Here is a 25,000-nt window from a genome sequence, read left to right as displayed (position 1 = left end):
TCAGAGGTAGAGCGCTGAGGCGACTAGGAAGAAAATCAGCACGCCAAACACGTCGTTGGTCGTCGTGATGAAGATGCCGGTCGCCACGGCAGGGTCGAGCTTTAGGGATTTGAGAACAAAGGGAATAACGGCGCCGATGGTGCCTGCGATTGTGGTCACCAGTGTGAGCGCGCAGAGGGCGGTGAGCGCCAGGTAGGCTGGCGCGTGCAGCGGGATGAACAGGCTGACCAACAGAACCATGAGCGCGGTGATGCTGCCAATGGAGAGCCCGTTCAGCATGGCACCCAACAGCTCGCGCAGGATGCGGCCCGAGAAGTCGCCGCGCCAGTTCACGCCGGAGGTGAGGGACTGCACAGATACAGTGGAGGCCTGAATGCCCGCGTTGCCTGCGGTGGCCATGACTACGGGGATAAAGCTGGCCAAAACGGCCGCTTGGGCCAGCGCGTCCTCAAAGGAGCCAATCACACCTGCGGCAAAACCGGCGCCCCCCAGGCCGCCGAGCAGCCAAGGCAAACGGCGGCGCAGGATGGTGAGCGGGCTGTCAAACTGCGTGGTAGCGGGGGAGACTGAGCCCATACGCAGCATGTCTTCTTCGGCCTCTTCGCGGACGATTTTGGCCAGTTCGCGGGGGGAGATGCCGCCGACAAGTTTGCCGGTGCTGTCGATCACCCCAATGGCGTGTAGGTTTTTGGCACGGGCCATGGACAAGACGTCTTCGCGGTCCCAGTCAGCACTCACCAAAAGCAGTTCCGGATGCAGGATGTCGTGCAGGACCACGTCGTCGGTGGCGGCCAACACTTCGCGAAAGCGCAGGAAACCCAGCGGTTTGCGGTTGGCGTCCACCACAAACATCATGTCGATCTTGGCGAGGTTCTGGCTACGGGCGCGGATGTCCTGTGTGAGTTGTGCGACGGTGCAATCTGCCGGGGCCATGAGGACGCCCAAGCGCATGACGGTGGCGGCGCTGTCGTCGCGGGCTTGAAGGACGGCGGCAATGGCGTCGGCCTTTGGGTGTGCCGCGACCAGCTGTGCGGCGAAACTGCGAGGTAGTTCGAGTAGCGTGTCGACGGCCTCGTCCTCATCCATCATGGCGATGATGTTGGAAAAAGTCGTGAGGGACGTTTCCGAGAACAGAACCGCGCGCAGGTCCGGATCAAGTTCGGCCATGACCTTGAGGCCAAGCGCATCCGGGATCCAGTCAAACATCACGCGGGCGCGGGCGGGGCGCAATCGCGTGAGAGCGGCCAATGTGTCGACCGCGGGCCAGTCTTCGAGCGCTTCGATTAAGGCCGCTTTCTTATCAGCCCCAATCCAGTGATCGAGCTGTTTTAGCAGCTTGCGGTTGGCCTGTTTGCCGTCCTCTGTGTGGTCGTCGTGCCAGATCATAGAGGGCATGTTGGCAGGCCTTTTAGCTGGTGAATTTTGCGTCCAGAGCGGCGAGGTGGTGATCCACCAGCGCCGTCTCGTCTTTGGTCAGCACGCGGTGACGCGGGTATTGTGGATCGGCGCGGTCATGCAGGATGGGCGCGTCCCAACCGGTTGTTGTGGCGAAGAAATCCACAACGCCTTGCTCACCAAATTCACGCAGGTAGCCTTGCACAACCACGTCCAGATAGCTGAGCAGAATGGGATGGCGCATGTCTGCGGGCAGGCCGATGTTGTGGCGGGCGGTGTAGACGGCGATCTCGATGGGATCGGTGATCGGGTGGGTGACCTTCGGAGTGCTGATCACGCGAGTGTAGGCAAATTCACGGGCGTCCAGAGCTTCCCAGTCATCGCCTGGCACATGTGCTATAATACCGTCTATGGCGCAGGAGTCGTCTGGCACAGCGGTAAGAAACGCGATGGGGCGCAGGTCGGTGTGACACCACTGACGCCGCCACCCGTTCAGGCGCGCGGGATGCGCATTCTCGTAAGAATGCGTGCTTTGATTCACGAGGCTGCCATAGCCAAAGAAGTAGGAGGCGGTCATGCCTCCTCCCTACACGTGTGTTGATCCATGTCAATGCTATGCACGGATCCCTCTGGCACAACCCGCTCACCCATCTGACCGCCGGGACGGACTGAGAGGAAGATCATGCGGATTACCAAACGGACGAATATTGCCATTCGTGTGCTGATGTATTGCACAGCGCACCGTGGCCGCTTGGTGACCAAGCATGAGATTGCCGGGGTGTGTAACGCGTCGGAAAACCACCTGGTGCAGGTTATTCACCAACTGGCGTTGATGGGCGTGTTGAGCACGCAACGGGGGCGCAATGGCGGGCTTGAGTTGGCTCGCGAGCCCAAAGACATTGAGATCGGTGAGATTTTCCGGGCTATGGAAGCCTCTGTGCCGCTGGCCGAGTGTTTTGCGGATGTGGACAATTCCTGTCCGCTTGTGGCGGCCTGTCGATTGAAGTTGGCTTTACAAGAGGCCGCGGAGGCATTTTACGCGCGGTTGGATGTTGTGACGCTGGACTCGTTGGTGTGCAACAACACCGCGTTGCTTGGCATTCTGGCGCCTGATCCTTGTGACTCAAAAGCCAGCTAAGAACGTGTTCGCGGGCTTAGTGGCGAAAGTCGACGCCTGAGAGGACGACGCCCGCGGCGAAAACAACTCCCCACAACAGACCTGCGAGGACCGCCATCCAGCGGCCTTTGCGCTGGACTGGCCAGCGGAATGTGCCAAACAGCAGAGTGAGAAATAGGGCGCTGGCCAAGAGGACAAGGGTTTGTTCTAGCGTAGCACCAGAGGGGAGGGCGGAGAGTTCTGGCAGGTTGAGCCCGAGGTCATAGCGCAAGCCCCAGATGGCCAGGAGCCCCAGAGCGGTTGTCAAAAGAACAACGATTGGTCCTTCCGCTTTGCCGCCGCGCCAAAGCTGCGCGGCTGCGCCAAGGGAGAGCGCGCCGCCGAGAATGGGGCCGACAAAAAAGATCAGGGCAAAAACAAGCATCAAAGAGGTCCTGTTTGGGTGGGGGCTTACCTAGGGAGCCGGGCAGGCGAAGCCAAGGGGATTTGCAAAACTGCATGATCGGCGGTTTCTAATTGTCTTCTCCATAAGGTGTCGTGAAGGTGCAGGTCGCCGTGGAAAGTCGTCTGATTGCGCGGAAAACCTTTTGTTGGATTGCAATTACTTACCGGGCTGGGTGAAGTGTGTCATAACTATTGCTTATCGCGTGATAATCCGTTGCGATATTGAGGCTTGTCAGCTTTGGTTCTGCATACTACGGTGCACGCCAAGGTGAATCGGGAGAACTGGACGATCCAGTGCCGAAGGAGCAACCGCCCCGGAAACTCTCAGGCCACAGGGACCGACCACCTTTGAAAACACACTCTGGAGAGTGGTGTTCGTCAGGACACCCGCCGAAGGGATAACGATCTCAGGCAGTCGGACAGAGGGGGCATCGCACGCGCAGAACAGTTGCGCGAAAATGGGATGCCGGATGTGACCTCCAAACATGGACACGCCCGGAAGGAGAAGGGCGAAGCCTATGGGAGATTTGAAGCGGACACCGCTGTATGATCTGCATGTTGAGCTTGGCGCCAAGATGGTTGGGTTTGCGGGCTATGACATGCCTGTGCAGTACCCGCTGGGCGTCATGAAAGAGCACCTGCATTGTCGCGGGGCTGCGGGTTTGTTTGATGTGAGCCACATGGGGCAAGTTGCGCTGCGTGCCGGGAGCTACGAGGCCGCTGCGAAGGCGTTTGAAACGCTGGTGCCACAGGATGTGATGGGCCTTGGCGCTGGGCGTCAGCGCTATGGGTTTTTCACCAATGATGCAGGCGGGATCGAAGACGATCTGATGTTTGCCAACCGCGGCGACCACCTGTTTGTGGTGGTGAATGCGGCCTGTAAAGAAGCGGATATTGCGCGGATGACCGCAGCGTTGTCCCCGGATGTGACGGTGGAAGAGATCACCGGTCGTGCGCTGGTAGCGTTGCAAGGTCCGGCGGCAGAGACCGCTTTGGCGCGGTTGAACCCTGCCGTTGTCGATATGGCGTTTATGGATTTCACCGAAGTTGAGCTGGATGGCGTGGCCTGTTGGGTCAGCCGCTCGGGTTACACCGGGGAAGATGGATACGAGATTTCGATCCCAGAAGCCGATGCGGAAGGTATTTGCCGCAAACTGTTGGCGATGGAAGAGGTGGAAGGCATTGGCCTTGGCGCGCGCGACAGTCTGCGTCTGGAAGGCGGCCTGTGCCTTTATGGCAATGACATCGATGCCAGCACATCCCCCATCGAGGCGGCGCTGACCTGGGCAATCCAGAAAGTGCGCCGCGCGGATGGGGATCGCGCCGGAGGCTTCCCGGGTGCAGATCGCATCTTTGGCGATCTGGCGGAAGGCGTGGCACGCAAACGTGTGGGCCTGGCGCCAACAGGCCGGGCGCCGATGCGGGCGGGCACACAGCTGTTTGCCGCGGCTGAAGGTGGCGAGCCGATTGGTGAAGTCACCTCGGGCGGCTTTGGTCCGACCTACGAAGGTCCGGTGGCCATGGGATATGTCGGCACGGCGCAGGCCGCTGTCGGAACAGAAATTTTTGGTGAGGTACGGGGCAAGCGTTTGCCCGTGACCGTGGCGAAGATGCCGCTGGTGCCTGCCAATTTCAAACGTTGAGCAACAGGAGAGCAAGCAATGAAATATACCGAAGAGCACGAATGGCTGCGGGTTGAAGGCGACGTTGTGGTGGTGGGCATCACCGAACACGCCAGCGAGCAACTGGGCGATGTGGTGTTTGTCGAACTGCCAGAAGCGGGCACCGAGGTCACCAAAGACGAAGAAGTCTGTGTGATCGAGTCCGTGAAAGCCGCGTCTGACATTCTGGCGCCGATTGATGGCGAGATTGTCGAAGTGAACGAGCCGCTGGTTGATGAGCCGGGCAAGGTGAACGACGACCCCATGGAAGGCGCCTGGTTCTTCAAGATCAAGCCGTCCGATCCGTCCCAGATGGACGATTACATGGACGAGAACGCCTACAAAGAATTCATCGGGTAAGCCTTTGGCTGCGGGAGGGAGGCAACTCACATCCCGCGCTCGATGACCAGCATCTACGAGAGGTTTGGTTCGGTCTGTAAGACCGGACCGTGCCCGACCCTCCCCACGGGAGGGCGCTTTCAGCCCCCACCCAGGGTCAGGCGCGGTCCTTCCGAGCCAAGCCCTCACTTTATCTAACTTCCGCACCTGTTGCCGCGGATTGTTGAGGAGATGAAGATGACCTTCAAACCCACCGACTATCTACCTTATGATTTTGCCAACCGCCGTCACATCGGCCCGTCTCCGGATGAGATGGACGCGATGCTTGAGGTGATTGGCGCCGACAGCCTTGACGCTCTGATTGATGACACGATGCCTGCGAGCATCCGTCAGAAAGAGCCGCTGAACACCGGCCGCCCGATGTCTGAGCGCAAAGTGCTGCGCCACATGCGCACCACGGCTGAAAAGAACAAAGTGCTGACCAGCCTGATTGGTCAGGGGTACTACGGCACTGTGACGCCGCCAGCGATCCAGCGTAACATTCTGGAGAACCCGGCCTGGTACACCGCGTATACGCCATATCAGCCTGAGATTTCGCAAGGCCGTCTTGAAGCGCTGTTGAACTACCAGACCATGATCACCGATCTGACCGGTCTGGACGTGGCCAACGCGTCGTTGCTGGATGAGTCCACCGCCTGTGCCGAAGCGATGACCATGGCGCAGCGGGTGTCCAAATCCAAAGTCAAAGCCTTCTTCGTGGACGAAAACTGTCACCCGCAGAACATTGCGGTGATGCAGACCCGTGCCGCGCCACTGGGCATTGAAGTGATCGTGGGCAACCCCGACGATCTGGAAGCAGACAAGGTGTTTGGCGCGATCTTCCAGTACCCTGGCACCCATGGTCACGTGCGTGACTTCACCGCCGAAATCGAAGCTCTGCACGCCAACAAGGCGATTGGGGTTGTGGCGGCAGATCCGCTGGCCTTGACCTTGCTGAAAGAACCGGGTGCGATGGGCGCGGATATTGCTGTTGGCAGCACCCAGCGCTTTGGTGTGCCGGTGGGCTATGGTGGTCCACACGCCGCTTACATGAGCTGTAAGGATGCCTATAAGCGCTCCATGCCGGGCCGGATTATCGGTGTGTCGATTGATGCGCAGGGCAACCGTGCCTACCGCCTGTCGCTGCAGACCCGTGAACAGCACATCCGCCGCGAGAAAGCCAACTCCAACGTGTGTACCGCACAGGCGCTCTTGGCGGTGATGGCCTCCATGTATGCCGTGTTCCATGGCCCGGAAGGTTTGAAGGCGATTGCGCAGCGCGTGCACCGCAAGACCGCCCGTCTGGTGAAAGGTCTGGAGGACGCGGGTTTCACTGTGGAGCCGGGTGTGTTCTTTGACACCGTCACCGTTGATGTTGGCCTCTTGCAACGCGGTGTGTTGCAGCACGCGGTACAGGAAGGCATCAACCTGCGCAAAGTGGGCAAGACCAAGGTTGGTATCTCGCTGGATGAAACCACCCGTCCGCAGACCATCGAAGCGGTTTGGCGCGCGTTTGGCATTGTACAGGACGATAAGGACTATACGCCAGAGTATCGTCTGCCAGAGAAGCTGCTGCGCGAAACCGGCTATCTGGATCACCCGATCTTCCACATGAACCGGGCTGAGACCGAGATGATGCGCTATATGCGTCGTCTGGCAGATCGCGATTTGGCGCTGGACCGCGCGATGATCCCGCTAGGCTCCTGCACCATGAAGCTGAACGCAGCTGTGGAGATGATGCCAGTGAGCTGGCCTGAGTTCTCCAATCTGCACCCGTTTGCGCCCAAAGATCAGGTCGAAGGCTATACGCAGATGATCGACGATCTGAACGACAAGCTGTGTCAGATCACTGGGTATGATGCGATTTCCATGCAGCCGAACTCTGGTGCGCAGGGTGAGTATGCGGGTCTGCTGACCATCGCGGCTTACCACCGGTCGCGGGGCGAAGATCACCGCAACGTATGCCTCATTCCGATGAGCGCGCATGGCACCAACCCGGCCTCGGCACAGATGGTGGGCTGGAAAGTAGTGGCGGTAAAATCGGCGGAGAACGGCGACATTGATGTGGAAGACTTCCGCGCCAAGGCCGAGAAACACGCCGAGAACCTGGCTGGGTGCATGATCACCTATCCGTCCACCCATGGTGTGTTTGAGGACACAGTGCATGAGGTTTGTGACATCACCCATGAGTTTGGCGGTCAGGTTTACATCGACGGCGCCAACCTGAACGCGATGGTGGGCTTGTCCCGTCCGGGCGATGTAGGCGGTGACGTGAGCCACCTGAACCTGCACAAAACCTTCTGCATTCCACACGGTGGGGGCGGCCCCGGCATGGGACCTATCGGCGTGAAAGCGCATTTGGCACCACACCTGCCGGGTCACCCTGAAGCTGGCGGTGTTGAAGGGCCGGTGTCTGCGGCGCCATTTGGCTCGCCTTCGATTCTGCCTATCAGCTGGGCCTATGTGTTGATGATGGGTGGCGAAGGTCTGACCCAGGCGACCCGTGTGGCGATCCTGAACGGCAACTACATCGCCAAGCGGCTCGAAGGTGCCTATGACGTGCTCTACAAAGGCCCAACCGGCCGCGTGGCACATGAGTGCATCATCGACACCCGTCCGTTTGCTGACAGTGCTGGGGTGACCGTGGATGACATTGCCAAACGTCTGATCGACAGCGGTTTCCACGCGCCAACCATGAGCTGGCCGGTGGCGGGCACGTTGATGATTGAGCCAACAGAGTCTGAGAACAAAGCGGAGCTGGATCGTTTCTGTGATGCGATGTTGTCCATTCGTGAGGAAATTCGCGACATCGAGGAAGGCCGGATTGATGCGGAGAACAACCCGCTGAAACATGCGCCGCACACGATGGAAGATCTCGTGAAAGATTGGGATCGTCCATACACCCGCGAACAGGGTTGTTTCCCACCCGGTGCGTTCCGTGTGGACAAGTACTGGCCGCCGGTGAACCGTGTGGACAATGCGTACGGCGACCGCAACCTGGTCTGCATCTGTCCGCCGATGGATGAGTACGCCGAAGCGGCGGAGTAAGTCTCGCAGGATTGGGTGAGGGGGCCAGCCCCCTCGCTTGCCAAGGCAAGCGCACCCCCGAGATATTTGAAGAATGAGAAAGCCGGGTTTGCGCCCGGCTTTTTCTGTTTGGTGGGTTAGTCGCGCGCGCGCAGGATTTGTGCAGGGCGATTGGCGAGCGAGGGCAGGGCGAAGACCATGCCAGCGAGGAGGTTGGCCAAGATGCCTGCGGACAGGATCAATAAGGCGTTGGGCCAGATCACGTAGAAATCGCTCTCAATGACAAAAGTCATCACCGCCCAGCCGCCAGTAAGACCCACGGCGAGCGCGACGGTGCCAGCCGCCGCCCCAAGCAGCGCTGCGCGCCAGGCAAAACTGCGCAGGACTTGCGCGCGGGTGGCGCCGAGGGTTTTGAGGATCGCCGCCTCATAGGTGCGGGCGGCTTGGCCCGCAGCGGCGGCGCCAAAGATCACCAATAGGCCCGTGAGCAGGATGGTCGACGCGCCGTAAGTGGTCGCGTTGGCGAGTTGCGCAACGAGGCTTGAAACCTGTTGTGCGGCGTCGCGCACGTGGATTGCGGTCACGTTGGGGTATTGCTCAGAAACATCCTTGAGTAGGGTCGCCTCGCTGTCGGCATCGGCATAGACCGTGGCGATGAAGCTGTGCGGGGCGCCCGCGAGCGCGGCCTCGTTCATTACGATAACAAAGCCCATGCCAGCAGAGGAGAAATCCACCTCGCGGAAGCTGGTGACCGTGCCGGTGATGTCACGGCCCAGGATGTTGATGGTCAGCGTGTCGCCCAGTTTGAGCCCCATCTCGAGGGCTTCCTCTTCGGCAAAACTGATCTGAGGCGCGCCCGCATGATTTGGGTCCCACCAGGTGCCGGCGGTGAGTTTGGTGTCCGGTGGCATGGCCCCGGCGTAGGTCACGCCACGGTCACCGCGGACAACCCAGTGATCGCCGGCAACCTCTTTCGCAGGTTGGTCATTGATACGGGTGATCACGCCGCGCAGCATGGGGGCGGTTTCGACGTTGTGGATGGTTGGCGTGGCGTCCCAATCGGCTTGCAGGTCCGGCATCTGGTCGCGTTGGATGTCGACGAAGAAGAAGGAGGGGGCTACGTCGGGCAGTTCGCTGGCGATGGCGTTGCGCAGGTTGCCGTCGACTTGGCCCACCGTGGCGAGCACGCTGAGGCCAAGGCCGAGAGACAGCACAACGGGGGTGGTGGCGTCGCCAGCGCGGCCCAGGGATTGCACGGCCCAGCGGAGTTCGGGGCGGCTGCGCAGGCGGGTGGCGAGGCGGCGCAGAAGCGCGCGCAGGCCGGTGGCCGCAAAGGACAGCGCGATCATGGCGACCATAACTCCGCCGGCGAACCAAAGCGTGAGGCGCGAGGAGCCAGAAAGCCAGCTGGCGAGGCCCAGCAGGAGGGCGATCAGCAAGCCAACCGCGAGAACGTAGCGCGTCGCGGGCAGGTGGCGGTTTTCGCCAAGTTGATCGCGGAAGAGCGCACTGGGACGGACGTTTTCGACTTTTGCCAGAGGCCAGAGGGTAAAGATCGCGGCGGCGAGGGCGCCATAGAGGGCGGCCTCGATCAAAGGGACTGGGTAGAGGCTGAAGCTGGCCGGGAATGGCAGGACGGCTTCGATCAGTGGGCCAAGCAGGATTGGCAAGAGCGCGCCGAGGGTAAGGCCGAGCGTGATGCCAAGCAAAGACACAAAACCGATTTGCAGGAAGTAACTGAGGAAGATCACACGACGCTCTGCGCCGAGGCTGCGCAAGGTGGCGATGGTTTCGGTTTTGCGCGAGAGGTAAGCGCGGATGGCGGTTGAGATGCCGACCCCGCCTACGGCGAGGCCTGCGAGCCCCACAAGGATCAGGAAAGCGCCAAAGCGTTCGACAAAGCGGGTGATGCCGGGGGCGCCATTGCGGCTGTCGCGCCAGCGCAGGCCGGTGCTTTCAAATTTTGCGCGGGCGTCGGCTTCGAGCGTCGCGAGGTCTGGATTGGGCGGCAGGTCGAGGCGGTAGTGGCTGGTGAAGAGCGTGCCGGCGGCGAGCAGGCCGCTGTTGGCGAGGTCTTCGGTGCGCACAAAGGCGCGGGGGGCAAAGTTGAAGCCGCCTGCGGTGTCGGGTTCGCGATCCAAACGGGCAGTCAAGATGAACTCTTGGGTGCCGAGTTGGAACGTGTCGCCAATGTTGAGCGACAGGCGGTCGGCGAGCAGGCCGTGCAGAACTGCACCGGGGAGGGCGTCAGATCCAGCCAAGGCGTCTTGCCATGGAATGTCAGGGGTGATGTCAACGTTGCCGACAAGCGGGTAGGCGTCATCAACGGATTTGACTTGTGCCAAGGCGCGTTCGGTTTCGTCGGCGCGCGGCACCACCACCATGGACCGGAAGTCTATGATTTCTGAAGTGGCCTCGGTGTTCTGGGTCATCCACGCCAGTTCTGCGTCGTTGGCGCGGCGGTAAGTGAAGCTCATTTCGGCATCGCCACCAAGTAACGTAGCGCCTTCCGAGGCAAGGCCGGTTTGGATGGCGCTGCGCACGGAGCCGATGGCGGCGATGGTGGCCACCCCGAGGATCAGGCAGGCGAGGAAGACGGTGAAACCGCGCAGGCCGCCGCGGATTTCACGGCGGGCGATGCGCGTCGCGGCAGTAAGGCTCATGCGGAGGCCTCAACCGCTGTCAAAGGCGCATCAATTTGACCGTCGCGCAGGCGCACCACACGTTCGCAGCGCTCGGCAAGCCTGTTGGAGTGGGTGACCAGCACCAGCGTGGTGTCACGCTTGGCGTGCAGGTCAAACAGCAGGTCCATGATGGTTTCGCCGGTGGATTGGTCTAGGTTGCCGGTGGGCTCATCGGCCAGCAAGAGGCGCGGTGAGGGCGCGCAGGCGCGGGCGAGGGCGACGCGTTGTTGTTCGCCACCTGACATTTGAGACGGGTAGTGATCGGCGCGATGGGCGAGACCGACAGCTTCGAGTTCCGCCTGCGCGCGTTCCATGGCGTCTTTGCGGCCTGCGAGCTCCAATGGGGTGGCGACGTTTTCTAAGGCGGTCATTGTTGGGATCAGGTGGAAGTTTTGAAACACCACTCCCATGTTTTCACGGCGGAAGCGGGCAAGGGCGTCCTCACTCATGGCGGAGAGGTCGTGGTCCAGTGCCGTTATCGTTCCTGAGGTGGCGCGCTCCAACCCGCCCATCAACATCAGCAGCGAGGATTTGCCAGATCCAGAAGGGCCAACCAGCGCCAAAGTCTCCCCCGCTTGCACGTCCAAAGAGATGCCGTGCAAGATTTCTATGCGTCCGGCATTGCTATCCAGCGCCAAAACCGCATCTTGAAGGGAGAGAATGGATGACATGAAAGAGGCCGCCTGTTGATGAATGTTTCCACCCTATATGGGGCGCTATCGCGCCGCGGCAAGGCGCTGGCGCTGAGCATTTTAGTTGTTCCGGTAACGGCTTGGTCAGCTTTGGCTGAGCCGGTGGTTATTGCGGCTTTGGGCGATAGCCTGACCCACGGCTACGGCGTGCCGCAGGGCGAAGGCTTTGTGCCGCAACTTGAAGGCTGGCTTCAGTCGCAGGGATTGGACGTTATTGTACAGAATGCGGGGGTGTCTGGGGATACAACGCAGGGCGGGCTGTCACGCGTTGGCTGGACTTTGGGGCCGGATGTGGACGCGATGATTGTCACCTTGGGCGGCAATGATGCGCTGCGCGGGATTGATCCGGCGGTGAGCAAAACCAATCTGGCGGGCATCATTGAGGCCGGTCAGGCGGCAGGTGTCAATGTGCTGTTGATTGGGGTGGAGGCACCGATGAATTTTGGTGCGGACTACAAACAGGCTTTTGACGGCATGTATGGCGAATTGGCTGCGCAGTATGGCGTGGCGTTGGTACCGGACTTCTTTGAAGCCATTCGGGATTTGCCTGCAGAAGAGTTGCGGGCATTGATGCAGGCCGATGGCATCCACCCAAATGTGCAGGGCGTGGCGCAGATTGTGCCGGTGCTTGGTCCATATGTGCAAAGCTTGGCGGAGAACGCTGCGAAGGAGTGATCTATGCCGGGGCGGCTGTTTCTTGAGACCTCAATGACAGAGATTGGCCAGTGGGTTAGGCGTGATGTTGGTGAAGTTTTTGATGAGCCGCCGCGGCGAAATATTGCTCCGGGCCAGGAGGTTGTGTGCCTGACGGCTGGCGGTTTCCGACGCATGCGGTGGGGGATCATCCCGGTCGGGCGCGTGAATGCGCGGGGGCGGCCGGTGATGGAGACCATCGTCAACGCGCGGTCGGAGACTGTGTTTGATAAGTCGGCGTTTGACGGGGTTGGCCGGGCAATTGTGATCGTCGATGGCTGGTATGAATGGACCGGCGAGAAACGCAAGAAAACCGCTTGGCGCATCCGTGGAGAGGCGCCGCTGGTGTTTGCGGCGATTACGGATGTCTGGACCGCGCCCGGGGGGCGGGAAGTGCATCAGGTGGCGACAGTGACCTGTGAGCCCAACACGGATGTGAAGCCTATCCACCATCGCATGGGCGTGCTGCTGGAAAAAGACGCGATTGATCTGTGGCTCAACGGCGCGCCGGAAGAGGTCGCACCGTTGATGGTGCCGTGGCCGGAAGGGCGTTTGACAATCGAGGAAGCCACCGATGTGGATTGGGACGCGCCTTAGGCGGCGAGATCTACCCAGACAGGCACGTGGTCAGACGGCTTAGAGCGGCCGCGCTCTTCTTTGTCGATCTGGCAGTCTTGCAGCAGGTCCGCGCATTGTGGCGACAGCAGGAAGTGGTCGATGCGGATGCCGTTGTTACGGTTCCAGGCGCCTGCTTGGTAGTCCCAGAAGGAATACATACCGGGCATCTGATTGCGGGCGCGGAAGGCCTCTGTAAAGCCGAGGTTGAGCAGGCGACGGTAGGCGGCGCGGCTTTCGGGGCAGGCGAGGGCGTCTTCTTGCCAATCTTCGGGTTTGGCGGCGTCCTCATCTTGCGGGATGATGTTGTAGTCACCTGCCATGAGGAAGGGTTCCTCTGTGGCCATGAGTTCTTGGGCGCGGGCATAGAGCCGCTCCATCCACGCGAGTTTGTAGTCGTACTTGGGGCCGGGACGGGGGTTGCCGTTGGGCAGGTAGAGGCCGCAGACACGGACCGGCGTGTCGCCCATCACGGTGGCCTCGATATACCGGGCCTGTTCGTCGGTCTCATCGCCGGGCAGGCCGCGTGTCACATCCTCCAGCGGCAGCTTGGACAGGATCGCCACACCGTTGAAGCTTTTCATGCCGTGGGTTTCGACTTGATAGCCGCGCTCTTCAAAAATCTCACGCGGGAAGGCTTCATCTACAGATTTGATCTCTTGTAGCAGAGCTACATCGGGCTGCGCTTCGTCGAGCCAGCGGGGCAGGGTTTCGATGCGCGCTTTGATGCCGTTGATGTTGAATGTGGCGATTTTCATGGCGCGCTCCTTACTGCTGGATAGGGGTATCTATCCAGCCTGAGTGGGGAACGGCAAGGGGCGAAACGCGCCGAGCTCACATGGAGAAGCTGGTGCCGCAGCCACAGGAGCTTGTGGCGTTGGGGTTGTTGATCACAAACCGGGCGCCAATAAGTTCTTCGGTGAAGTCAATCACGGCATCCGCAAGGAAGGGCAGAGAGATGCTGTCCACGAGGACTTTTTCGCCAGCGCCCTCCAGCACAAGGTCATCATCTTTTTGTGTGTCGAGTTTGATTTCGTATTGGAAGCCGGAGCATCCGCCGCCTTCGACAGCCACGCGCAAGGCTTGTCCTTGATCGGCGGCGCCAATCTCTGCCAGTCGTTCGAAGGCTCTTTCGGTCACTTTTGGCGGCAACTGCATGATATTTTGTCCTATTCGCGCAATTTGCCCGGTTCCTAGGCCGGACAAAACCCAATATAGAAGGGCCAAGGACAGGCTACAAGGACCACGCTTATGCAGGCGCCCTATGCCTCAGATCCGGCGCGCGCCAAGGGACGGCGTTTTCCGGAGGAGGAGAGCAGCTTCCGGTCGTGTTTTCAACGGGATCGGGACCGGATCATTCATGCGAGCGCCTTTCGGCGGCTCAAGCACAAGACACAGGTCTTTGTGGAGCATGAGGGCGATTACTTCCGCACCCGTTTGACGCACTCCATTGAAGTGGCTCAGGTGGCGCGAACCATTGCTGGGGCGCTGGGGCTTAATCAGGAAATCACCGAGGCGATCGCGCTGGCCCATGATTTGGGACATACGCCGTTTGGGCACACAGGCGAGGACGCGCTGCACGAGTTGATGGCCCCCTATGGTGGCTTTGACCACAACGCGCAGGCGGTGCGGATTGTGACTTCTCTGGAGCGGCACTATGCGGACTTTGATGGGCTGAACCTGACCTGGGAGACCTTGGAGGGGATTGCCAAGCACAATGGGCCAGTCACTGGCGCGTTGCCGTATGCTTTGGCGGATTACAACGCGGTGCACGACTTGGAATTGCACACCCATGCGAGTGCCGAGGCGCAGGTGGCGGCTTTGGCGGATGATGTGGCGTATAACAATCACGACCTGCATGACGGGCTACGCGCTGGGCTGTTCACCGAGGAAGAGATTTGCGAACTGCCCATCGTGGGTGAGGCTTTTGCGGCAGTGGACCGGCAATATCCGGGATTGGAGGCCATTCGGCGACGCCATGAGGCGCTGCGGCGGGTGTTCGGCGTGATGGTGGGAGACGTGATCGACACCTCCCGCGCGGCTTTGGCGGAGGTGGATGCGCAATCTGTCGAAGAGCTGCGCGCTTGTGGGCGGCCTGTGGTGCAGTTTTCCAAGGCGCTCTGGGCGGACCTCAAGGAAATCCGCAGCTTCCTGTTTACCCGGATGTACCGCGCGCCGAGCGTGGTGAAGATGCGCAAGGAAGTCACGATTGTTGTTAAAGAGCTCTTCCCACTGTTCTTGACCGAGCCCACATTGCTGCCATCGCGCTGGCATGCCGATTTGGCCAAGTGTCAGGACGAAACAGCGGTGGCGCGCATTGTGTCTGATTACATTTCCGGCATGACAGACCGCTATGCGCTGCAACAACATGAGCAGCTTCTGGGCAAGTGACGTTGACGTGACGGTTTGGGGTGATAAACCACGCCAAATCCGAAAAGACCAAAGACACATTGATAGGACGGTCTGATGAACCTGTTTTCCGAGATCCGCGTTGCCGTGATCGACGCGCTGAACGCGATGCAAGCCGAGGGCGCGCTGCCTGAAGGGCTGGACTTCAAAAACGTGGCTGTGGAGCCGCCCCGCGATGCGCTGCATGGCGATATGGCGACCAACGCCGCGATGGTGCTGGCGAAACCTGCAAAAATGAAGCCGCGCGACATTGCCGAAGTGCTGGCAGGGAAGCTGGCGGAAGACCCCCGTGTTGAGGTGGCCGAGGTGGCAGGCCCTGGGTTCTTGAACCTGCGTCTGTCTGCAGGTCTGTGGCAGGGCGTTGTGAAGGCGGCGCTTGAGCAGGGCACAGACTTTGGTCGCTCCACCATGGGCGCGGGCAAGAAGGTCAACGTGGAGTATGTTTCTGCCAACCCAACAGGCCCACTGCACGTCGGCCACACCCGGGGTGCGGTGTTTGGTGACGCGCTGGCTTCGCTGTTGGACTTTGTCGGCTTTGACGTAACCCGCGAGTATTACATCAACGATGGTGGCGGGCAGGTCGATGTTTTGGCGCGCTCTGTGTATCTGCGGTACCTTGAAGCGCACGGCCAAGATGTGGCGTTTGAGGATGGCACCTATCCGGGTGATTACCTTGTGCCTGTGGGCGAAGCGCTGAAGGACAAGGTTGGCGATGCCTATGTTGGCAAAGACGAAGATGTCTGGCTGGCAGAAATCCGTGAGTTTGCCACCGATGCGATGATGGACTTGATCCGCGACGACCTGAAGGCGCTGGGCGTGGAGATGGACGTGTTCTACTCCGAGAAATCGCTCTATGGCACCGGCCAGATTGAGGCGGCGCTGAAATCTCTGGAAGACAAAGGCCTGATCTACGAAGGCGTGCTAGAGCCGCCAAAGGGCAAAAAGCCTGAGGATTGGGAGCCGCGCGAGCAGACCTTGTTCAAGTCGACCGAGCACGGCGACGATGTGGACCGTCCGGTGAAGAAATCCGACGGAGCCTGGACCTATTTTGCGCCAGACATCGCGTATCACTACGACAAGGTCACCCGTGGCTTTGACGCGCTGATTGACATCTTTGGCGCGGACCATGGCGGCTATGTGAAGCGGATGAAGGCGGCGGTTTCGGCGCTGTCCGGGGGCGAAGTGCCGCTGGACATCAAGCTGACCCAGTTGGTGAAGCTTTTCAAAAACGGTGAACCGTTCAAAATGTCCAAGCGGGCAGGCACCTTTGTGACCCTGCGCGATGTGGTGGATCAGGTGGGGCCGGATGTGACCCGCTTTGTGATGCTGACCCGCAAGAATGACGCGCCGCTGGACTTTGATTTTGACAAGGTTCTGGAGCAGTCCAAAGACAACCCTGTGTTTTATGTGCAGTATGCCCATGCGCGGGTGTGTTCTGTGATCCGCAACGCCGAAGCGGCCGGTATTACAGCGGATGACGCGACACTGGCGGCGGCGGACCTGTCCAAACTGGACCATGCGGCAGAGATCGCTGTGGCGAAAAAGCTGTCGGAGTGGCCGCGTCTGGTGGAAATCGCCGGGCGCACCAATGAGCCGCACCGGATTGCCTTCTATCTCTATGAACTCGCAGGCGAATTGCACGCGCTCTATTATAAAGGCAACGACGACACTTCGCTGCGCTTTGTGCAAGAGGGTGACGCAGATACATCACAGGCGAAAATTGCGCTGGCACGTGCCGTGGCCGTTGTTATTTCCGCAGGTCTTGGTATTCTGGGCGTAACTCCGGCGCAAGAGATGCGCTAAAGCTGCACGTTCGTCGGGGTTGAGGACTAGGCAAGACGACCCCGACGACACCGTACATCGCGGTAACGCGGACGGGCAGTGAGGCAAAAATGGCAGAAATTCCGATGGGTGCGCATGGCGTGCCCAAAGGCGAATCTTCCAACGCGGCACTTTTGGTGAACCGCGCCGGGATGTTTGTATCTTTGGCTTTGGTGGTTGGCACCGGCGTTTGGGGCTTTCAAATACTCTCCCGCGATGTGAGCGGCGTGCCGGTGGTGCGGGCGCTGGAAGGGCCGATGCGTATTCAGCCGGATGATCCCGGTGGGCGCCAGGCGGGACATCAGGGTCTCATGGTCAATCAGGTGGCTGCGGATGGCAGCGCGGCAGGGCCTGCGGATCAGGTGATTGTGGCGCCGCCACCGATTTCGTTGACGGAACGTGATCAGGTGTCTGGCACCGCCGTTGTGGTGCAGCCCACCGAAGCGCCGTCTGCGGTGCCGAGCCTAGTAGAAACCGAAAAACTAACCGAAGTGGTGGCACGGGCGCCCTCCGCTCCGATCGTGGCGCCGGAGCCGCTGGACGTGAGCAAGCCGCTGTCGGTCGAAGAACTGGCAGATCAGCTGTCCGCTGGCGCCAAGCCGCTCGAAACCATTGAAGTGGATGAGGTTCAGCCCATTCAAGTGGCGTTGAGCGAGCCGAAACCGGCTGTGGAAGAGGTTGCCGATGCGCCGAAACCCGCGGTCAAAGGCGGGCTGAAACGTTCGCTGCGTCCGGTGTTGCGGCCTGTGTCGCTGCCCACCAAAGCGCAGGGCACACAAGTTGCCTCGATCGACGCAGCCGTGCAGGGCGCTTTGCAAGAGGTGGATGCCGAAACCATTCCGGCAGGCACACGGTTGGTGCAGTTGGGCGCCTACGCCAGCCCGGAGATTGCGCGCGCAGAGTGGGATAAGCTGCAGCAAAGGTTTGATACCTATCTTGGTGACAAGTCCCGTGTGATCGAAAAAGCCAGCAGTGGTGGGCGCGTGTTCTATCGCCTGCGCGCCATGGGCTTTGAGACTGTGAGCGATGCACGGCGTCTGTGTTCCGCGCTGAAGGCTGAAAACGCCGATTGTATTCCGGTCACCACGCGATGAGCCGCTTCTGTGCTGCGATCTTTGGTTGTGATGGATTGCGCCTGACAGCTGAGGAAAAGGTCTTTTTTCGGGATGTGCAGCCGTTTGGCTTCATCCTGTTTGCCCGCAACATTGACAATGCAGATCAAGTGCGCGCGCTTTGTGATGAGCTGCGGGCCTGTGTTGATCACCATGCGCCGATCCTGATTGATCAGGAAGGCGGCCGGGTGCAGCGCATTCGAGCGCCGATGGCAACCGAGTGGTTGCCACCTTTGGAAGAGGTGCAGACGGCTGGTCCTAATGCGGCACGGGTGATGTATCTGCGCTATCGCATCATTGCGCATGAGCTGATGGCGCTTGGCATCGATGCAGATTGTGCGCCCATGGTGGATGTGGCGCGGCCGGACACCCATCCGTTTTTGCGTAACCGTTGTTACGGCGAAGACCCCCAACAGATCATCGAGATCGCGCGCGCAGTGTCCGAAGGGCTTTGGGATGGCGGTGTTTACCCCGTGATCAAACATATGCCGGGGCATGGGCTGGCCGTGGTGGACAGCCATAAGGACCTGCCACGCGTGTCCGTGCCAAAAGAAGAGTTGGCGGGAGACTTTGCGCCTTTCAAATCGCTCAATGACCTGCCGATGGGCATGACGGCGCATATTGTGTTTGAAGACATGGATGACGCGCCAGCGACAACTTCACCAAAGATGATGCAGTTTATGCGCGAGGAGATCGGCTTTGACGGGCTGATCATGACCGATGACATCGATATGCAGGCGTTGAGTGGCACCGTAGATGAACGTGCTGCATCCGCAATTGCCGCCGGCTGTGACGCGGTTCTGCATTGCAACGGCACCTTGGCGGATCGTCAGGCGGTCGCAGCAGCGATTGGCGAGATGTCTGAGGCGGGGCAACGGCGTGCCGAAGCTGTGCTGGCCGCGCGACGCCAACCCGTGCCTGTTGACATTGAAGCGCTTGCCGAGGAACTTAAAGCGTTCTGAAACGGCGCTTGACGGGCAGGGGGCATGGCCGAAACCGACCTAAATCAAACTCTCCAGATGTCCTTTGGGGACGAGCAGGAGGAGATGTCCGTTGCCGAACGCATGGCGGCGGAAGCTCTGATTGTGGATGTGGACGGGTTTGAGGGGCCGCTTGACTTGTTGCTCACCCTGTCGCGCACACAGAAAGTAGACCTGCGCAAGATTTCGATTTTGGAGTTGGCGCAGCAGTATCTGGATTTTGTGGAACGGGCCAAACGGCTGCGGTTGGAGTTGGCGGCGGACTATCTTGTGATGGCGGCTTGGCTGGCGTTTTTGAAGTCACGCTTGTTGCTGCCGCCCGATCCCACGGAAGAGGGGCCGTCCGGCGAGGAACTGGCGGCGCACCTGGCATTTCAGTTGGAGCGGTTGCAGGCGATGCGCGATGCGGCGGCCAAATTGATGGCACGGGACAGGTTGGGGCGCGATTTCTTTGCGCGTGGGGTACCGGAAAACGTGGAGCGCGTGCGAAAGGTTACGTTCACCGCGACGTTGCTGGACCTGATGCAGGGCTATGCGCGGCTGCGCACGCGGGACGAGTTTCGCCCGTTCATCATGGACCGGGATTCTGTCTTTACGATGGAAGAGGCGCTGGAGCGGATGCGCGGCTTGATCGGCTATGCCGGGGCCTGGACAGACATTCTGAGCTATCTGCCTGTGGGCTGGGAAAACGACCCAAAGAAACGGCGCTCAGCGACGGCGGCGACCTTTGCGGCGTCTTTGGAACTGGCCAAAGAGGGTAAGGTGTTCATTCGCCAAAGCGAGACCTTCGCGCCGATTGAAGTACGAAAGAGAGACGGCAGGGATGAGTGACGATATCAACGCATCGGAGCCAGAGGCCGAAGTTGTGGAACAGGTGGTCGAACAAGAGGAGAGCCTGTTTGAAGCGCCGCCGGTTGCCGAACAAGAGCGCATGTGTGAAGCGATCCTGTTTGCCAGCGCGGAGCCTGTGACGGTCAAAGAGATGAACGACCGCATGCCGCATGGTTGTGATGCGGCGGAGGCCTTGGTGCATCTGCGCAAACGCTACGAAGGGCGTGGCGTGCATGTGGTGAAGGTCGGTGACGCTTGGGCCATGCGTACCGCGGCGGACCTTGGATTTCTGATGCAGAAGGAAACCGTGGAGACACGTAAGCTGTCGCGGGCGGCGGTCGAGACCTTGGCGATTATTGCCTATCATCAGCCGGTTACGCGAGCCGAGATTGAAGAAATTCGGGGCGTGAGCGTGAGTCGGGGCACGGTGGATCAGCTACTGGAGATGGAGTGGATCCGATTTGGGCGCCGCAAAATGACACCGGGCCGTCCGGTGACTTTTGTGGTGACGCAGAGCTTCCTTGATCACTTTGGCCTATCCAGCCCGCGTGATTTGCCGGGGCTGAAAGAGCTGCGGGCGGCGGGTTTGCTGGAAAATCGGCCACCTCCAGGTACCATTCCGCTTGGTGTGAACTCGGATGAGGATGACGACGGCATGGTGATCGATGACGGTCAGTCTGAGATGTTTGAGGACTAAGATACAGCCCTCAAATTGCTGTGACAGCCTTACTATGGGCGCAATTGGTGCCTAGATTGGCGATGTAAGAGCCACGTGGAGTGAACGCTATGAATGCCAATCAACTGATCAATATGGTGACTCGGATTATGATGCGCCGTCTGATCAATGGCGGCATCAACGCAGGCATCAATGCCGCGTCCAAAGCGCAAAAGAAACAAGCTGCTACAGAACCTGGGCCTTGGGGTGAAAAGCAGCAAGCGCTGCCGAAGGCGGCGCCACAGTTTGATGCAAAGCGCGCCAAGCAAGCCATGCGCGTGACCCGTAAGATTGGTCGGTTCTAAGCCTTTACTTGGCTTTGAAATGCTTGCTGAGCTTTAGTCCTTGCCCCTGATAGTTTGACGCGATGCCGGAGCCGTAGAGCTGCTCTGGTACATCTGCCATGCGCTCATAGACCAGACGACCCACCACTTGGCCGTGTTCCAACACAAAGGGCGCCTCGTGACAGCGGACTTCCAGCACCCCACGCGACCCTGTGCCGCCGGCGGCGTCATGCCCGAAGCCGGGATCAAAGAACCCTGCGTAGTGCACGCGGAACTCGCCCACCATGGCCAAGAACGGCGCCATTTCGGCGGCGTAGGCGGGGGGGATGTGTACGGCTTCGCGGCTGACCAGGATGTAGAACGCGCCGGGGTCCAGGATGATTTTGCCGTCAGAGGCGTGCAGCTCTTCCCAATAGTCCGCCGGATCGTAGTGGCCGATGTTGTCCAGATCGATCACGCCGGTATGAGGTTTTGCACGGTAGCCCACCAGAGTGCCTTCGGTGGGTTGCAGGTCGACAGAAAAGCCGAGGCCGTCGTCGATCACCGCGTCGCCGTCCACCAGCGGGCTGCGATCGTGTAGAACAGCCAAATCCGCGTCAGTCAGGACGCTTTGGCCTTTGCGGAAGCGGATTTGGTTGAGGCGCATGCCCGGACGCACCAGAACGGAAAAGCTGCGGGGGCAGATTTCGGCATAAAGCGGGCCGGTGTAGCCGGGGGCGATGCGGTCAAATTCGGTACCGCCGTCGGTGATGGTGCGGGTCAACAGGTCGAGCCGGCCGGTGGAGCTTTTGGCGTTGGCCACAGCCTGGACGCCCTCGGGAAGCGCCAGGCTTTCCATCAATGGCACAACATAAACGCAGCCTTTTTCGAGCACAGCCCCGTTTGACAGATCAATACGGTGCATCTCGAACTCAGACAGACGATCCTGCACGCTGCAGTCATTGCCTGCCAGGAAGGACGCGCGCACGCGATAGGCGACGGTGCCAAGACGCAAATCCAGAGAGGCGGGTTGCACCTGACCTTCGGCGACAGGTTCCGCCACCGAGATCTCGCCGGTTTGCAGCATGGTTTCAATGGTTTGGCTGGGTAAAACGCCGGTCATATTGGTCCCCCCGGATGTACAAAACGCCCGGGCCTTACGGCACACGGGCGTTTGTGATTGGTCGGGCTAGCAGGACTTGAACCTGCGACCTTCCGTCCCCCAGACGGACGCGCTACCAGGCTGCGCCATAGCCCGACGATGGGCTGTTCATAACGGAATTGAGGGCGGGGGCAAGTCAAAAAATGCAAGATCTGCCACGCCCCAGTGATTAGCCAGCTTTGCTGTGCAAAGCTTCCAGTCGTGCCAGCAGGCTGGCGGCGCGCGAGGCGTCTTTGGCCTCTACGGTGACCGGCTTGGTCAGCATCAGCAGGAAGTCGTCACGGGCGGTTTCACGTGCTACGAGCGTTTCCAGATCAGGCGTGCTGGAGGACGGTGTCGCTAAAACCTCTCTGGCCGTCTCGGTCGCCGCTTGTGGCGCAGAGCTTGGATCCGTTGCCGAGGTCTCCAAGCTGCCAGGGGCGCTGGTAGTTGGTGCAACTACTGAACCGGAGCCGTCCACGGCAGGTGTATCCAAGCCACTGCTCAATTCAGCGGCTGCAGTAGCCATGCCGTCTTCGCCGCCGGCAACTTCATCAGCGCCAGGTGCAAATGCGGTTTCGTCCGAAGTTGTTTCTGGTTCCGCGGAAATGTCTGAGGCCTCGACAGGCGGCGACGCGACAGGTGCGTCGGGTGCAAGCGCGCCATAAGGCTCGGCCGTAGTGTCATCGTCTTCTGCTAACGATGGAACGTCCTCTGGCCCGGTCTGCTCTGGCGCCATTGGCGATTCCAGCGACGCAAAGAGGTCGTCCATTGGCGGCAACTCATCGGAACCGCCTTCGGTCGCTGAGCTGGTTGCAGGCATCTGTTCCGTTTCCACGAATGGGGCGGGCTCGGTTTGGGCCGCTTCCAAAGGCTTAGCAGGGCTGGTCAAGCCAGAGGGCATAGGACCTGGTTCGGACGAGGTCGCGGGCACATCACCTTCGATTTTGACCAGAAGATCTTCCGGTATGCCGGCGTTGTCATCTTCTTCGTCGACTTCGATGGAGGTCTCATCGTCCTGGTCAACGTCATCCGGCGCGGTATAGAGGGTTTCCTCGGAAACTTCCTCATGGGTATCTTCCGGGGCAGCGATGGCCTCTTCTTCAGCGACGTACTCAAGAGGTTCATCGGCTTCCGCAGCGTCCTCAATGTCTTCGTCTTTGGCCTCCACAGGCTCTTCCTGCGCAGGCTCACTTTCGAGAGCTTCGTCTGGCTGGAGGTCCACTTGTGGTTCTTGCTGAGGCGTCTCGATCGGCTCCTGCGCCGTTTCTTCGCTCAGGTCTTCTGCAACCGCCTCAACAGATTGGTCCTCTTGATCGACGGGGCGAGAGAGGCTGGACACATGCTTGACGCCTTTTTCACGCAGCAGTTGCTGCGCGTCTTTGATCGGCATCCCATCTTCATGCAGCAGCTTTTTGAGGCCGCCAAGCAACTCCATGTCCTGGGGGCGGTAGTACCGCCGCCCACCGGCGCGCTTTACAGGTTTGACCTGAGAGAATTTGCTTTCCCAGAAACGCAGAACATGCGTTTGCACATCAAGCCATTCGGCAACTTCGCTAATGGTGCGAAAAGCCTCACGCGATTTGGCCATGGAGTTTGTCTCGTCTTATTTTTTGTTACCAGCGGCGACGCGATCTTTCATCAGATGCGAAGGCCGAAAGGTGAGGACACGGCGCGGTTGGATTGGAACTTCTTCGCCCGTCTTGGGGTTGCGGCCCACACGTGCCGCTTTGTCGCGCACGCTGAAAGTGCCAAAGGAAGAAATCTTGACCTGCTCGCCGTTCACCAAAGCGTCGGACATATGGGTCAAAATGCTCTCGACCAATTGAGCGGAGTCGTTTCTGGACAGGCCCACTTCGCGAAACACTGCTTCGCTCAGATCCATCCGGGTCAATGTCTTGTCAGTCATGTGGTCCCCCCTGCCGGTACACGTTTCAAAAACCATAGGGGCAAGAGAAATTGGGAGTCAATGATTTGCGCGGGATGTGAGGCGATTATCTGCGATATTCGCCAATCACTTAGGTCGGATTTTACCAGCGCAGAACCACCGCACCCCAAGCCAGACCGCCACCAATCGCCTCGGTCACCAGCAGGTCGCCCTGCTTGATCTTGCCGTCTGCAACACCGGTGGAGAGGGCGAGGGGGATCGATGCAGCCGAGGTGTTGCCGTGATCCTGAACGGTCACAATCACACGGTCCATGGGCACGCCGAGTTTCTTGGCGGTACCCTGAATGATGCGGATGTTGGCCTGATGGGGCACAATCCAATCCACGGCATCATCGGTTAGATCAATCTTGGTGAGCGCGGTGTGCGCAGTTGAGGTCAGCTTTTCAACCGCTTGACGGAAAAGCGCATTTCCCTGCATGCGCAGCTTGCCAGAATCCCCGGTTGTCGACACGCCGCCGTCGACAAAGAGCATGTCCTTGTAGCGACCGTCGGAATTCAAATCCGCGCTGAGAACGCCGCGATCTGTGTTCTCTCCTGTGCCTTGTTCAGCTTCCAGGATCAGTGCGCCTGCGCCGTCGCCAAACAGCACGCAGGTGGCGCGGTCTGTCCAATCCATGATGCGGCTGAAGGTTTCCGCCCCAATCACCAGCACACGTTGCGCCTGACCAGAGAGGATCAAAGCATTGGCATTGGTCAGCGCATAGACAAAACCGGCACAAACCGCCTGTACGTCAAAGCCAAAGCCACGAGTCATGCCAATCTTTTGCTGCACCATGGTGGCAACAGAAGGGAAGGTCAGGTCCGGTGTCGACGTTGCCACGACCACCGCGTCGATGTCATCGGCTTTCAAACCTGCGTTTTCCAGAGCGGCATTGGCGGCAAGACTTGCGAGATCGGAGGTGGTCTGGTCGTCGGCCGCAAAGTGGCGGCGCTCGATACCAGAGCGGGTGCGAATCCACTCATCCGAGGTGTCCAGAGTTTCTTCGAATTCGGCGTTGGGAACGACCCGTTCCGGCAAGTAGTGGCCTACGCCTTTAACCACGGCGCGTGTCGTCATATCGGTGCCTTGCTAAC

24 protein-coding genes, 1 tRNA gene and 2 riboswitches are annotated in these 25,000 nt (G+C 59.9%); of the genes, 13 read left to right on the top strand and 12 right to left on the bottom strand.

Annotated elements, in window-relative coordinates; all coding sequences use genetic code 11:
• Nucleotides 1–1,395: a magnesium transporter gene (gene mgtE, locus MK208_RS02420; protein WP_294113530.1), complete on the bottom strand. Its 1,395-nt coding sequence runs from the start codon at nt 1,393–1,395 to the stop codon at nt 1–3.
• Between the two features lie 13 nt (nt 1,396–1,408).
• The gene (locus tag MK208_RS02415; protein ID WP_294113529.1) at nt 1,409–1,972 is read right to left on the bottom strand and encodes a gamma-glutamylcyclotransferase family protein; all 564 of its coding nucleotides are present in this window, start codon (nt 1,970–1,972) and stop codon (nt 1,409–1,411) included.
• 105 nt (nt 1,973–2,077) lie between these two features.
• Here MK208_RS02415 and MK208_RS02410 point away from each other — a divergent pair, with 105 nt between their 5' ends.
• On the top strand, nt 2,078–2,533 hold the full coding sequence (locus MK208_RS02410; protein WP_294113527.1) for an Rrf2 family transcriptional regulator: 456 nt from the start codon (nt 2,078–2,080) through the stop codon (nt 2,531–2,533).
• Nucleotides 2,534–2,549: 16 nt separating this feature from the next.
• Here the strand turns inward: MK208_RS02410 and MK208_RS02405 are convergent, their stop codons facing one another.
• Entirely contained in the window at nt 2,550–2,936 is a 387-nt protein-coding gene (locus MK208_RS02405; RefSeq protein WP_294113525.1) for a hypothetical protein, read from the bottom strand.
• A 284-nt stretch (nt 2,937–3,220) separates the two neighbouring features.
• Nucleotides 3,221–3,307, top strand: a riboswitch (glycine riboswitch).
• Nucleotides 3,308–3,389, top strand: a riboswitch (glycine riboswitch).
• A gap of 85 nt (nt 3,390–3,474) precedes the next feature.
• Between MK208_RS02405 and gcvT the strand changes: the two genes are divergently transcribed.
• The 3 genes from gcvT to gcvP all read left to right on the top strand — a co-directional run bounded on the left by gcvT (nt 3,475) and on the right by gcvP (nt 8,043).
• Complete coding sequence (gene gcvT / locus MK208_RS02400) at nt 3,475–4,599, top strand: glycine cleavage system aminomethyltransferase GcvT (RefSeq protein WP_294113523.1); 1,125 nt, start codon at nt 3,475–3,477, stop codon at nt 4,597–4,599.
• 18 nt (nt 4,600–4,617) lie between these two features.
• The gene (gene gcvH, locus MK208_RS02395) at nt 4,618–4,977 is read left to right on the top strand and encodes a glycine cleavage system protein GcvH (RefSeq protein ID WP_294113521.1); all 360 of its coding nucleotides are present in this window, start codon (nt 4,618–4,620) and stop codon (nt 4,975–4,977) included.
• A gap of 216 nt (nt 4,978–5,193) precedes the next feature.
• Nucleotides 5,194–8,043 carry an aminomethyl-transferring glycine dehydrogenase gene (gcvP, locus tag MK208_RS02390; RefSeq protein WP_294113519.1) on the top strand — a complete coding sequence of 950 codons (2,850 nt, stop codon included), beginning with the start codon at nt 5,194–5,196 and terminating at the stop codon, nt 8,041–8,043.
• Between the two features lie 116 nt (nt 8,044–8,159).
• Here the strand turns inward: gcvP and MK208_RS02385 are convergent, their stop codons facing one another.
• Together MK208_RS02385 and MK208_RS02380 are read right to left on the bottom strand one after the other, a co-directional pair.
• Entirely contained in the window at nt 8,160–10,685 is a 2,526-nt protein-coding gene (locus tag MK208_RS02385; RefSeq protein ID WP_294113518.1) for an FtsX-like permease family protein, read from the bottom strand.
• A complete protein-coding gene (locus MK208_RS02380) occupies nt 10,682–11,377 on the bottom strand; it encodes an ABC transporter ATP-binding protein (RefSeq protein ID WP_294113517.1) in 696 nt (231 codons plus the stop codon). Before MK208_RS02380 ends, MK208_RS02385 begins: the two co-directional genes overlap by 4 nt.
• Nucleotides 11,378–11,395: 18 nt before the next feature.
• On the opposite strand from MK208_RS02380, the gene MK208_RS02375 reads away from it, so the two are divergent.
• A complete protein-coding gene (locus tag MK208_RS02375) occupies nt 11,396–12,073 on the top strand; it encodes an arylesterase (RefSeq protein ID WP_294113516.1) in 678 nt (225 codons plus the stop codon).
• Between the two features lie 3 nt (nt 12,074–12,076).
• On the top strand, nt 12,077–12,688 hold the full coding sequence (locus MK208_RS02370) for an SOS response-associated peptidase (RefSeq protein ID WP_294113514.1): 612 nt from the start codon (nt 12,077–12,079) through the stop codon (nt 12,686–12,688).
• Here MK208_RS02370 and xth read toward each other — a convergent pair.
• Nucleotides 12,685–13,464, bottom strand: coding sequence for an exodeoxyribonuclease III (gene xth / locus MK208_RS02365; RefSeq protein WP_294113512.1), 780 nt, complete (start codon nt 13,462–13,464; stop codon nt 12,685–12,687). The genes MK208_RS02370 and xth overlap by 4 nt on opposite strands.
• Nucleotides 13,465–13,540: 76 nt before the next feature.
• The gene (locus MK208_RS02360; protein ID WP_294113508.1) at nt 13,541–13,864 is read right to left on the bottom strand and encodes an iron-sulfur cluster assembly accessory protein; all 324 of its coding nucleotides are present in this window, start codon (nt 13,862–13,864) and stop codon (nt 13,541–13,543) included.
• A gap of 93 nt (nt 13,865–13,957) precedes the next feature.
• On the opposite strand from MK208_RS02360, the gene MK208_RS02355 reads away from it, so the two are divergent.
• The 7 genes from MK208_RS02355 to MK208_RS02325 all read left to right on the top strand — a co-directional run bounded on the left by MK208_RS02355 (nt 13,958) and on the right by MK208_RS02325 (nt 20,879).
• Nucleotides 13,958–15,097, top strand: coding sequence for a deoxyguanosinetriphosphate triphosphohydrolase (locus tag MK208_RS02355; protein ID WP_294113507.1), 1,140 nt, complete (start codon nt 13,958–13,960; stop codon nt 15,095–15,097).
• 75 nt (nt 15,098–15,172) lie between these two features.
• On the top strand, nt 15,173–16,918 hold the full coding sequence (gene argS / locus MK208_RS02350; protein ID WP_294113505.1) for an arginine--tRNA ligase: 1,746 nt from the start codon (nt 15,173–15,175) through the stop codon (nt 16,916–16,918).
• A gap of 89 nt (nt 16,919–17,007) precedes the next feature.
• Complete coding sequence (locus MK208_RS02345) at nt 17,008–18,030, top strand: SPOR domain-containing protein (RefSeq protein ID WP_294113503.1); 1,023 nt, start codon at nt 17,008–17,010, stop codon at nt 18,028–18,030.
• Nucleotides 18,027–19,010: a beta-N-acetylhexosaminidase gene (gene nagZ / locus MK208_RS02340; RefSeq protein WP_294113502.1), complete on the top strand. Its 984-nt coding sequence runs from the start codon at nt 18,027–18,029 to the stop codon at nt 19,008–19,010. The genes MK208_RS02345 and nagZ overlap by 4 nt, the downstream gene beginning before the upstream one ends.
• Before the next feature lie 24 nt (nt 19,011–19,034).
• Complete coding sequence (locus MK208_RS02335; RefSeq protein WP_294113501.1) at nt 19,035–19,859, top strand: ScpA family protein; 825 nt, start codon at nt 19,035–19,037, stop codon at nt 19,857–19,859.
• Nucleotides 19,852–20,556 (top strand): SMC-Scp complex subunit ScpB, encoded by a 705-nt coding sequence (gene scpB / locus MK208_RS02330; RefSeq protein WP_294113499.1) that lies wholly within the window; start codon nt 19,852–19,854, stop codon nt 20,554–20,556. The genes MK208_RS02335 and scpB overlap by 8 nt, the downstream gene beginning before the upstream one ends.
• Before the next feature lie 89 nt (nt 20,557–20,645).
• Nucleotides 20,646–20,879 (top strand): hypothetical protein, encoded by a 234-nt coding sequence (locus tag MK208_RS02325; RefSeq protein WP_294113498.1) that lies wholly within the window; start codon nt 20,646–20,648, stop codon nt 20,877–20,879.
• 4 nt (nt 20,880–20,883) lie between these two features.
• On the opposite strand, the gene MK208_RS02320 is transcribed toward MK208_RS02325, so the two are convergent.
• The 5 genes from MK208_RS02320 to MK208_RS02300 form a co-directional block, all read right to left on the bottom strand.
• Nucleotides 20,884–21,960, bottom strand: coding sequence for a 2'-deoxycytidine 5'-triphosphate deaminase (locus MK208_RS02320; protein WP_294113496.1), 1,077 nt, complete (start codon nt 21,958–21,960; stop codon nt 20,884–20,886).
• 58 nt (nt 21,961–22,018) lie between these two features.
• A tRNA-Pro gene (locus MK208_RS02315) sits at nt 22,019–22,095 on the bottom strand.
• A 73-nt stretch (nt 22,096–22,168) separates the two neighbouring features.
• Nucleotides 22,169–23,569 (bottom strand): MerR family transcriptional regulator, encoded by a 1,401-nt coding sequence (locus tag MK208_RS02310; protein ID WP_294113494.1) that lies wholly within the window; start codon nt 23,567–23,569, stop codon nt 22,169–22,171.
• A gap of 15 nt (nt 23,570–23,584) precedes the next feature.
• The gene (gene ihfA / locus MK208_RS02305) at nt 23,585–23,887 is read right to left on the bottom strand and encodes an integration host factor subunit alpha (RefSeq protein WP_294113492.1); all 303 of its coding nucleotides are present in this window, start codon (nt 23,885–23,887) and stop codon (nt 23,585–23,587) included.
• 121 nt (nt 23,888–24,008) lie between these two features.
• On the bottom strand, nt 24,009–24,983 hold the full coding sequence (locus tag MK208_RS02300; RefSeq protein ID WP_294113490.1) for a beta-ketoacyl-ACP synthase III: 975 nt from the start codon (nt 24,981–24,983) through the stop codon (nt 24,009–24,011).
• Nucleotides 24,984–25,000: the final 17 nt, after the last annotated feature.

The organism is Shimia sp., from assembly GCF_022448905.1.
GTDB lineage: Bacteria > Pseudomonadota > Alphaproteobacteria > Rhodobacterales > Rhodobacteraceae > Shimia.
Note: the sequence above shows the minus strand (reverse complement) of the source record. Positions and strands in the feature narration are given on the sequence as shown.